Annotated in this window: 13 protein-coding genes; 4 read left to right on the plus strand and 9 right to left on the minus strand. The window is 49.6% G+C overall.

Annotated elements, in window-relative coordinates:
• Window positions 1-353 precede the first annotated feature (353 nt).
• The 4 genes from lysA to TJ79_RS15535 form a co-directional block, all read right to left on the minus strand.
• Window positions 354-1,691, minus strand: a complete 1,338-nt coding sequence (lysA, locus tag TJ79_RS15520) for a diaminopimelate decarboxylase (RefSeq protein WP_040951253.1) — start codon at window positions 1,689-1,691, stop codon at window positions 354-356.
• A gap of 127 nt (window positions 1,692-1,818) precedes the next feature.
• Entirely contained in the window at window positions 1,819-2,244 is a 426-nt protein-coding gene (locus TJ79_RS15525) for a stage V sporulation protein AB (protein ID WP_040951254.1), read from the minus strand.
• A complete protein-coding gene (locus TJ79_RS15530; RefSeq protein WP_040951255.1) occupies window positions 2,225-2,887 on the minus strand; it encodes a stage V sporulation protein AA in 663 nt (220 codons plus the stop codon). The genes TJ79_RS15525 and TJ79_RS15530 overlap by 20 nt, the downstream gene beginning before the upstream one ends.
• Window positions 2,888-2,948: 61 nt before the next feature.
• Window positions 2,949-3,413, minus strand: a complete 465-nt coding sequence (locus TJ79_RS15535; RefSeq protein ID WP_040951256.1) for a hypothetical protein — start codon at window positions 3,411-3,413, stop codon at window positions 2,949-2,951.
• Window positions 3,414-3,622: 209 nt separating this feature from the next.
• Here TJ79_RS15535 and TJ79_RS26770 point away from each other — a divergent pair, with 209 nt between their 5' ends.
• Entirely contained in the window at window positions 3,623-3,787 is a 165-nt protein-coding gene (locus TJ79_RS26770; RefSeq protein ID WP_081756937.1) for an aspartyl-phosphate phosphatase Spo0E family protein, read from the plus strand.
• Here the strand turns inward: TJ79_RS26770 and sigF are convergent.
• The 4 genes from sigF to TJ79_RS15555 all read right to left on the minus strand — a co-directional run bounded on the left by sigF (window position 3,781) and on the right by TJ79_RS15555 (window position 6,685).
• Window positions 3,781-4,536 carry an RNA polymerase sporulation sigma factor SigF gene (gene sigF / locus TJ79_RS15540; RefSeq protein WP_040951257.1) on the minus strand — a complete coding sequence of 252 codons (756 nt, stop codon included), beginning with the start codon at window positions 4,534-4,536 and terminating at the stop codon, window positions 3,781-3,783. The two genes, TJ79_RS26770 and sigF, sit on opposite strands and share 7 nt — an antisense overlap.
• A 12-nt stretch (window positions 4,537-4,548) precedes the next feature.
• Window positions 4,549-4,995 (minus strand): anti-sigma F factor, encoded by a 447-nt coding sequence (gene spoIIAB, locus TJ79_RS15545; protein WP_040951258.1) that lies wholly within the window; start codon window positions 4,993-4,995, stop codon window positions 4,549-4,551.
• Window positions 4,992-5,345 (minus strand): anti-sigma F factor antagonist, encoded by a 354-nt coding sequence (spoIIAA, locus tag TJ79_RS15550; RefSeq protein WP_081756938.1) that lies wholly within the window; start codon window positions 5,343-5,345, stop codon window positions 4,992-4,994. The genes spoIIAB and spoIIAA overlap by 4 nt, the downstream gene beginning before the upstream one ends.
• A gap of 164 nt (window positions 5,346-5,509) precedes the next feature.
• Complete coding sequence (locus TJ79_RS15555) at window positions 5,510-6,685, minus strand: D-alanyl-D-alanine carboxypeptidase family protein (RefSeq protein ID WP_040951260.1); 1,176 nt, start codon at window positions 6,683-6,685, stop codon at window positions 5,510-5,512.
• Between the two features lie 158 nt (window positions 6,686-6,843).
• Here TJ79_RS15555 and TJ79_RS28580 point away from each other — a divergent pair, with 158 nt between their 5' ends.
• From TJ79_RS28580 to TJ79_RS15565, 3 genes are all read left to right on the plus strand, one after another.
• Complete coding sequence (locus tag TJ79_RS28580) at window positions 6,844-7,065, plus strand: SPFH domain-containing protein (RefSeq protein ID WP_337588949.1); 222 nt, start codon at window positions 6,844-6,846, stop codon at window positions 7,063-7,065.
• Window positions 6,998-7,759: a prohibitin family protein gene (locus tag TJ79_RS15560; RefSeq protein WP_337588950.1), complete on the plus strand. Its 762-nt coding sequence runs from the start codon at window positions 6,998-7,000 to the stop codon at window positions 7,757-7,759. The genes TJ79_RS28580 and TJ79_RS15560 overlap by 68 nt, the downstream gene beginning before the upstream one ends.
• A gap of 192 nt (window positions 7,760-7,951) precedes the next feature.
• The gene (locus TJ79_RS15565; protein ID WP_040951261.1) at window positions 7,952-8,932 is read left to right on the plus strand and encodes an MBL fold metallo-hydrolase; all 981 of its coding nucleotides are present in this window, start codon (window positions 7,952-7,954) and stop codon (window positions 8,930-8,932) included.
• 135 nt (window positions 8,933-9,067) lie between these two features.
• On the opposite strand, the gene TJ79_RS15570 is transcribed toward TJ79_RS15565, so the two are convergent.
• Window positions 9,068-9,932: hypothetical protein (locus TJ79_RS15570; protein WP_238323025.1), on the minus strand; the 865-nt coding region annotated here is incomplete at its 5' end.

Raw genomic sequence — 9,932 nt, forward strand, 5'->3', positions numbered from 1 at the left:
AGGGAAAACCACTTGATATGAAGCCGCTTCCACAACCGAAGATTGGATCGCGGCAAAAGCAATTAAAGAAGCGGCAACGAGGATGTTCTTAAATCTGCGCTTTGGCAACAGGTTCACGATCATGAGGATGACACTCCCAACATATTCCTTGATAATCTTTCTAAGCTTTCGACAACTTCATACAAAAATCTCATCTACTTTCGTATTTTAGCATTCCAATGAACGCTTTGCTATCCTACTAAGGAAATCCTTTCCTGCCACCGTAAAAAAGAAAGGTTACCTTTTCCCCAGAAAAACGGCTCAAAGGTAACCTTATGATCACATATTCAGGAAGATTTGCCTGCATCCCCGCATCAAGCTCTTATGCTTGCTTCCAGTTTCCGCATACGAGCAGGAATGACGTCGTTTCCGATGACATCATCGTAGGATTCGCGGCGAACGACGACGTCAGCCACGCCGTCTTTGACGAATACGACCGCCGGGCGACGTACACGGTTGTAATTGTTGGCCATCGAGTAATTGTAAGCTCCCGTAGTGGACACGGCCAGAATGTCTCCTGCCTGCGGTTTCGGCAAGTCGATGTCCCAGATCAGCATATCTCCGCTTTCGCAGCAGCGTCCAGCGATGGATACCGTCTCTTCATTCGCTTCATTCCCACGGTTTGCCAGCATCGCCTCATACTTGGCCTGATAAAGAGCCGGCCGGATATTGTCCGTCATGCCCCCGTTGACCGAAACGTATTTACGAATACCCGGAATATCTTTGGTGGAACCGATGGTATAAAGAGTCGTACCGGCATCGCCGATGATGCTGCGGCCCGGTTCGATCCAAATTTCCGGTTGAGGATACCCGGCTACCCCGAAGGTTTCCGCAATACCCTGAGTGATGGCTTGAACATATTCGGATATCTTGAGGGGTGTGTCACCCTCTACATAACGGATGCCGAATCCGCCGCCCAAATTGACGACTTTAAAGATAACGCCTGTCTCTTCACGCACCTTCAAAGCGAAATCGATCAGCTTGTCGGCCGCCATCTTAAAGCCGCCCGTTTCAAAGATCTGCGAACCAATATGAGAATGGATGCCTAATATCTTCAGATGAGTAAGATCCAGGGCTTCCTTTACGGCACGCAAAGCGGCGCCGCTGGCCAAATCGAATCCGAATTTGGAGTCTTCCTGCCCTGTTGAAATGTAATCATGGGTATGAGCTTCCACTCCGGGAGAAATCCGGAATACAATCTTGACGACCTTCTTTTTCTCAGATGCTATCGCTTGAAGCAGGTGCAGCTCATTGAAGTTGTCGACGACAAAAGAGCTGATTCCCGCATCAATTCCCATTTCGATTTCTTCCGGTGTTTTATTGTTGCCATGGAAATGAATCCGCTCCGCCGGAAATCCGGCGCGCAGCGCAGTTTGCAGCTCCCCATCCGAGACGACATCCAGATAAAGGCCCTCTTCCTCCACCAGTCGGCACATGGCCATGGTGCAAAAAGCTTTGCTGGCATAGGCAACTTGATAAGTCAGCCCGGATTCGCGGAAGCTATCCATGAACGCCCGGCATTTGCTGCGGACGAGAGCTTCATCCACGATATATAACGGTGTTCCAAACCGCTCTGCCAAATCCACCGTATCGCAACCGCCGATTTCAAGATGGCCGCGGGCATTTATGTTGCTTGTGCCGTGCAAATACATCGCTTTTCTCTCCCCCAAAAAATATTACTCTTAAGGTACCACAAGGGTGATGGATTGACAAACAATAATTCACGCGACTCCGCGTTATCTCAAGAAAGAAATTTTGCGGCACTTCCTATTGAAAAAGTCATGGAAACAACCAAAGAAACTCCAGCAGTGAACCGACTACCTTACCCGTGACCATCGCCAGCAGCAACCACGCAATATACTGCTCCATACGTAGTCGTTTGGCCAGAATAGGAATGACGTTGACCACTTCCGTAAGGGCAGCGGCAAGCATACCGACAAAAACTCCGCAAAAAAGCCCTACTATCACTAGCAGGTACAATGGCAGCTCGGATTTCCAGCCGTTAAAATCCGCCAGTGTCCAAAATAAAGTACCGGCGACCATCGCCCCTTCATATAAGTAGATTTCCGAAAAGGTACGGGTCAATTGAGCAAGCCGAGGGATGATGTCCAACACGAGGATAAAGGCTATAAGCCCGCTGCCGACGGCAATTCCTCCCGACAGACCGATGACAGCAAGGGTCAGATCAGCGAGAATACCGTTCATCTGGCGCTTTTACCCCTTTTTCTGTTGCTTTATTTTTTTTACCGTACTCTTCAGTTACTACATAACGATGCATATTTTCCTGGTACAGGTACATTTCCACTTCCAGCGGGCTTGGTTCCTCATTGAATTTCTTCTTCAGGATATGATTGAAAAACAACACCATGCCGATACCGATGCCGAAGGAATAGGGAATTTGCAGCATGTACATCCGCTTGCCCGTCTGCCCCGTAACCAGCTCGTAAATTCTACGATGGACTGCCAGCATGCTGACATCCGCATGAAAATTCATAATCGCCAGTCCTGAGCCTATGAATAGAAGCAACCAAACGATAGCCACCAATAGCCATCGAGGAGTGCGGCGGGTTGTAATGATTTCCACCAAAATATGAGGTTCGCCGTAATGCTCGATCTGCAAATCTGGATACAAATGGCTGATCCTGTCGATGACCTGTAAAATATCCACCAGGACCATGTTTCCGTCCTGCTGCTCAGGCTTAACGATAACCAATCGACGCAAGCTCTCCTCCAACTCCGTTGGTGCAAGCATTTGCGCGATTCGTCCCAATGTAATGTCCGTTCCTTTCTCTAACGCAATATGTTTGCGGAACCTAATGTACAACCGGTTGTCCATGACCGCTGACATACTCAGACCCTCCTTCCAGCATAGAAGCCGTAATCCAAGTATTCCATGGATGGAGGTTCCATTATTCCAAACTCACCGAGAGCAGATAACTGGAGGAACGTCCGTTTCCCCAGGAAGCGTTGATGGTGATCAAGTAATCCCCCGCTTTGTCGGGTAAAGTTACCGTCCCTTTAGGGACTTGCACCGGTGACGCCGTGGAGGACAAATTGACATTTTCGAAGGTCGCTGTCATTTTGTCCGGTTTACGCGGAAACTTGATGACCATGGTGCTGCCGCGAGCCGCCGTCTCCGTCGGTAAATCTGATGCTGACTTGGTTTCGTTTGCCCAGGGTTGATCTGAACATTCACCGCCCTGAACGGTTTTCCAGCAGTAGGAACCTTGAAGCACCGGCATATGCCGACCGTCAATCTGCACCTCCGGATGAAACGGTTTTGTCGAATAAAGTCCGTCTGGACCGCGCAAAAACAGCCATATCGCATAAGTCGACAAGAGGGCGAAAACCATGAATGTTCCTATTTTTTTCATATTTCTCCACCCCTCTTGATTTCGGCATTTTTATCTATTATATTATTCTAGGTCGTCTACATCTCCTGCAAAATGGAAAAAAAGGGAGCACTAGAAAACGACGCAAAAAACCCCGCAAAAACTCTGCAGGGTGGTTTCAGATTTTGGTTTTCCGTTTATTTTATTCTATCACCTATACATAGAGAGTTTTGTATAGGAAGGAGGTCACCATGTCTACCGTGATGTTATACGAGAAGATTGAAAGGCTCCGTTCCCAATTGAACCGCTTGGCAAGAGACGAGATGAATCTCGTTCATCCCAAGATCGTCACGTTGAGCCAGGAGCTTGACGGACTGATCGTCGCCTATCAAGCGCGTTCCAGATCCATCTATTGAGCAATCTGATTGCGGATCGATTGCAGGATCTTCTTTTCTAAACGGGACACCTGCACCTGGGAGATGCCTAAACGGCTGGCCACTTCGGACTGGGTCTGATCGCGGTAATAACGCAGATAGACGATGAGTCTTTCCCGCTCCGACAAGGTTTCGATGGCTTCATTCAACGCCATCCGGTCAAACCATTTTTCCTGGGATTCATCGGAGATTTGATCCATTAACGTAATGGGATCGCCGTCATTCTCAAACACGGTTTCGTGTATTGAGGTTGGCGGCTTATTTGCTTCTTGAGCGAAAACCACGTCTTCAGGGGTTATCCCTAAACTGTCCGCCACTTCTTTGACAGTTGGCAATCTCCCCAAGGTTTTCGAGAGCTCGTCCTTCGACTTGCGCACCCGGTTGGCCAATTCTTTCAGGGAGCGGCTAACCTTCAGGGTGCCGTCGTCACGAAGAAACCGCTGGATTTCGCCGATGATCATGGGAACGGCATAGGTGGAGAACTTTACATCGTAACTGAGATCGAACTTGTCGACGGACTTCAATAGCCCGATACATCCGATTTGAAACAGATCCTCCGCCTCGTATCCTCTGTTTAGGAAGCGCTGCACAACCGACCAAACGAGACGGATATTGCAGTTTACCAACGTATCGCGGGCGACATGATCCCCTGACTGGCTGAGAGCGATCAAGCGTTTGACTTCGCTATCATCCAGATAGCTATGGGAGGCGTGCTTTAGATCTGCATTCATAGGTTCCGGCTCCTAGCTATACAGCGCTTTTTTCGATTCGATTCGCTTTGCCATGCGGACGACGGTTCCCCGGCCGACTTCCGAATCAATTTCCACCCGGTCCATAAAATTTTCCATAATCGTAAAGCCCATGCCCGATCTTTCCTGTTCGGGTTTTGTTGTGTAAAGGGGCTGTCTGGCCTGCTCCGGATCCTCGATCCCCATTCCCGTATCTTCCACGGTCAAGTAAAACATATCATCCACAATGCGTGCCTTGATGGTGACGGTTTGCTCCTTGTCGTTGTCGTAGCCGTGGATGATGGCGTTGGTGACTGCTTCGGAAACAACGGTCTTGATGTCTGTAAGCTCATTCATGTCCGGGTCAAGCTGGGAAACGAAAGCAGCCACGGCAACCCGGGCAAAGGCTTCGTTCTCCGAGCGGCTGGAAAATGTCAGCTCCATGCGGTTCGTTTCGCTCATGATACGACCTCCAAACTGGAGATAGCCTGAAGCTCGTTCTCCCGCACTGTGACGATTTTAAACAGTCCCGACATTTCAAAGAGACGGTAAACCGACGGATGGATGTCGCACACGATCATTTTTCCGCCTTTAGCGGCTACTTGCTTGTAGCGGCCCAAAATCACGCCAAGTCCAGAGCTGTCCATGAAGGTCAAATCCTTTAGACTCAAAATGACGTTTACCGCTGATGCCTCTTGCAGAGCTTCTTCCATTCTCAGCTTGACTGTTTCCGCTGTGGGGTGGTCCAATTCTCCCGCCAACCTGACGATAATATAGCGGCGATCCTGTTCGATCTCGATGTGCAGACTCAAGTTCAGCTCACTCCTTCCTCAGCTTGAACATTGATTTCTACACCCGCTATCCATTTCCTTCCTCGCCGACAAAACTAGAAGACAGACAACAGAAGTAGTTTGGATTCGCCAAAAAGGTAATCGTTTCGCCGCCTCATCATCGAGTTCAGATTAGCCCGTTCATCTCAATCGATAAAAAACAGCTTCGATGTCGTCCGCTTGAACAATTTCCACCAACTGGCCTTCTTAATATCCAATGGACTCTCTACCGGAAATTCCGCCACTTTCGCATCATTACGATAGACGGTCAGCGTGCCTACTTTTTGCCCGGCGCGAATCGGAGCCTTCAATTTTTTTTCAAATGTCACTTCATGGCGAATGGCTCCCTTGTCTTCGCCCTTTTTCAACAAAATGCTAAAGGAGTGAGTGGCAGTCAGAGGAACAGAGCGTACAGCGCCTTTATTAACTTTAAGGGTACCGATAGGGTCTCCCGACTTCAGAATCGGCGCGCTGGCAAACTGGGAAAAAGCATAGTCGAACAGATGGGTGACTTCGGCGTTTCTCGTTTTCGTATTGGGCTCGCCCATGACGACGGCAATTATCCGCAGATTGTCTCTTTTTGCAGTAGCTGAGAGACAATATTTCGCTTCCGACGTATAACCCGTTTTGAGGCCGTCTGCGCCACTGTAAAAGCGTACCAGCTTATTCGTGTTGACCAGCCAAAAAGGTTTGGCAGTATCCTTGCGCAAATAGTCTTGGTAGGCGCCGGTATACTTCGTGATTTGCTCGTGTTTCAAGAGTTCTCTGGACATGAGCGCGATATCATAGGCGGTAGAATAGTGATTTGCCGCCGGCAATCCGTTGGAATTGGAAAAATGGGTGTTTTTCATGCCAAGCTGTTTGGCCCGTTCGTTCATCATTTGCACGAAGGCTTCTTCCGAGCCCGCTAGCTTTTCTGCCATTGCCACGGAGGCGTCGTTACCCGAAGCCATGGCGATGCCTTTCAGCATATCATCGACGGTCATTTCCTCTCCCGGCTCCAGAAAAATTTGCGAGCCTCCCATGGACGCGGCAAAGTCGCTTGTCCGCACTTTGTCCGTCAGCTTGAGCTTGCCCGAATCCACCGCTTCAATGGTCAGCAGCATGGTCATGATTTTGGTGATGCTGGCTGGCGGAAGCTTTTCATCCTTATTCTTCTCTTGAATCACCGTCCCGGTATCCGCATCGATCAACACAGCAGAGCGAGCGTTCGGAGCATAATCGATGGCCGGGGCCTTTTTCTCATCCGCCAAAGCACTAGGTGAGAGAATAAGAAGAAACATAAGAAGAGAGAGAAGCGTGGGAATCCCTTTTTTCAGCATTTTCCAATACCTCCTGGCAAAAGTTGCATGCGGTCTTCTCACCAGTTTTGACGGAAAGGGCATAAATTATTCAAAAACTGCAGGAAGATTGAAACCGTGAGGCGAAGACTCTCGTATAGCAACGGTATGAAAAGGATACTTGGGGAGGAACTATTGAGATGGAGACCGAAACAGCAGGAAAACGTAAACTTAAGGCGCCTAGAATCATCTCCTGGTCGCTGCTTGCTTTAGTGGTGATCATAGTGTTGTTCAACAGCTTCGCCGTCGTTCAATACGGCCATGTCGGGGTTCGGAAAACCCTTGGAAAGCTGGATGATCAAGCGTTGTCCGAAGGCATTCATTTTAAAATTCCGTTTATTCAATCGATCCATTCCGGTTAACGTTCAAGTTACCAAATCGGAAGCGGACGCCTCCGCTTCATCCCGTGACTTGCAAGTGACGAAGACCCACATCGCTGTCAACTACCGGGTCAACCCGGATAGCGCCTACCGGCTTTTGAACACAGTAGGCATGGACTATTCCAATCGGATCATCTCTCCGGCGATTCAAGAGGTTTTGAAGACGGTAACGGCCCGGTATAGCGCCGAGGAGCTGATCACCAAACGCGATACCGTCGCCGCCGAAGTAAAGGATGGATTAGCCAAACGCATGGCTACCTATGATCTCGTCGTCACCGACATCAGCATCGTCAATTTCGAGTTCGCCGAAGCCTTCAATCAATCCATTGAAGCCAAACAAATTGCTTCGCAAAAGGCGATGCAAGCAGAGAACGACTTGAAGCGCGTCGAAATTGAAGCAAAGCAAACCGTTGCTCAGGCTCAGGCGGAAGCGGAGTCGTTGAAGCTGAAGAAACAGGAGGTCACTCCTGAACTGATTCAGTTGAAACAAATCGAGGTTCAAGAGAAGGCCATCGAGAAATGGGATGGCAAAATGCCTACTGTCACCGGCGGCGCAACACCCTTCATCGATCTCCAAAGCTTGACCTCAGGCAAAAGCTCGAGCTCGTACAGCTCCAGTACCGGCAGCAACGCGGCTGCCGCTTCGGCAACGAATGCTCCTACCACAACGCCGTAAGAAATGAAGTTTCTTTTAGATGAAATGCTATACAGCCCCGCTGCCGCAAAATAGCCGCAGCGGGGCTGTCACTTCTATTGACGGGATTGCATTGTGTACGCAAAACTTTTACAATATCCGAACAAGAACGCTACGTTCGGACGATTACAATACAGTTGGGCGTATATGCGAGGATAGGAAGGGAGTCCGATCATGGAAAAATATGAAAATGGGTCGCCGTCGTCCGTCATGACAGGATCAAGCGGCATCTTTGGTTTACTGAAAGATTATCGGTCGGGAAGAGCAGATCGCAGGCCTTCCGATACCTCGGCCATCCCGGTGATGGCTTATCAGCCGGTGGATGCCGAACACCTGTCGGAAGCCTCCCGGTTAACGTGGTTCGGTCATTCCGCCTTTCTGCTGGAACTGGAAGGCAAACGGCTGCTGTTCGACCCGATGCTCGGCAACCGCCCTTCTCCCGTTTCCTGGGTAGGCTCCAAACGATATAATCGCTCATTGCCCGCCCAGCCGGAGAATTTACCTGAAATCGATGCCGTCATTCTGTCCCACGATCATTACGATCACTTGGACTACTCGACGATCCTCAAGCTAAAGAACAAGACTCGCCGATTCCTTGTACCGATGGGAGTTCGCAAGATTTTGCTCAAATGGGGAGTCTCACCTGAAAAAGTCACTGAACATGCCTGGTGGGATAAATGCGAGGTAGACGGCTTCTCCCTCGTCTGTACGCCGGCTCAGCATTTTTCCGGAAGAGGACTGATCGGACGCAATCGCACGCTATGGTGTTCGTGGGTCATCAACGGAGAGAAGACGAAGATATTTTTTAGCGGCGACAGCGGGTATGGCCCTCACTTTCAAGAGATCGGCGCAAAGTACGGTCCTTTTGACTTAACGGTCATGGAATGCGGACAATACAACGAGAGATGGTCGGACATCCACATGATGCCGGAGCAAACCGTTCAGGCCCATCTCGATCTCGGCGGGAAGCTGATGATACCGGTCCATTGGAGCGCGTTCACCCTATCCCTCCATTCATGGACCGAGCCTGTGGAACGGGTGACAAAAGCTGCAGCCAACCGCAATGTCACCGTTTCCACTCCAAAAATCGGTGAGCCGGTCGATGTGAACTCCGGCAGCTTCCCGGTAAGTACGTGGTGGCGAGAGGGGCGGTAGCCGTAGCTATCATCCGAAAAGAGCCCTGCACCGGCAACTTCCACGGCGCCAGCCACTACAAGTAATCCGTAACCAAGAGGGCAAAAGCAACAAGCCCCTACGCCATTAACGGCGAAGGGGCTTGTTTTCGTTTGTTTAAAAGTTCAATTGAAAATTCGTAATATTCAGCGTCCCAGCCGATACGCTTTCACCGGAATTCGGATACACTTTGAACTCGATACCCCGAATATCCGTCAGATTGGATACAGCAGCAGAATTCACCCAATTTGTTGCCGCTGATTTCCAAATCGGAGAATGAAACGCATACGTAACAGCAACTGATTCTCCGGGAGCCAGTACCCTTTCGGCGGCTGAATTCGTCGCCGTTTGGCCTCCCGTCTCTTCCCATGTCCAACCGCCGCCTATCCTTAACACCAATGAAACATGAATGGCCTTAGCGCCGGTATTCGTTAATGTGCAAGAGAGGCTTGAATATTTCGACCAGTCATCTCCAATGCCTTGTCCAGGCTTCGTTTCCGTCGCAACACCAGCTGCGATCGAATCGTTTATTGAAGAACTATAGTTTACAAAAATCGTTTCGCCATTCAATCCGCTTGATACGTTCCCAGTGAATGCGGACTCTACGAGAGTCCATGGGTAATAGCTGGCGGTTTTCGGGCGATTCATCTCAGCAATGGTAGAAGCATAGGCGTCTGCCGCCAAATCAAAATCAATCGTATGAAGCTGAATGCTTCCGGCAAAGCCACCGCTGCCGCTTTGCACTCTAAAGATCATTCGATTTACGTTTTTATTGACAAGACCATCTAGAGGAACAGTAGCCAGGATCGTGGTTTTTGCCGGAATTTTAATATATTGTCCAAGCTCCACCCACTTCCAATCCCCGTCTTTAACAATCGGTTGCAATTGGATTTCGACAGAGTTCGGATTCGTTATAACCAAGTTCATCTTGTTGTGCGAACTCCAATTAGCCGCAGGACTTGGATCGACTTGAAAACAGGGG

This window comes from Gorillibacterium massiliense (assembly GCF_000455485.1).
Lineage (GTDB): Bacteria > Bacillota > Bacilli > Paenibacillales > NBRC-103111 > Gorillibacterium > Gorillibacterium massiliense.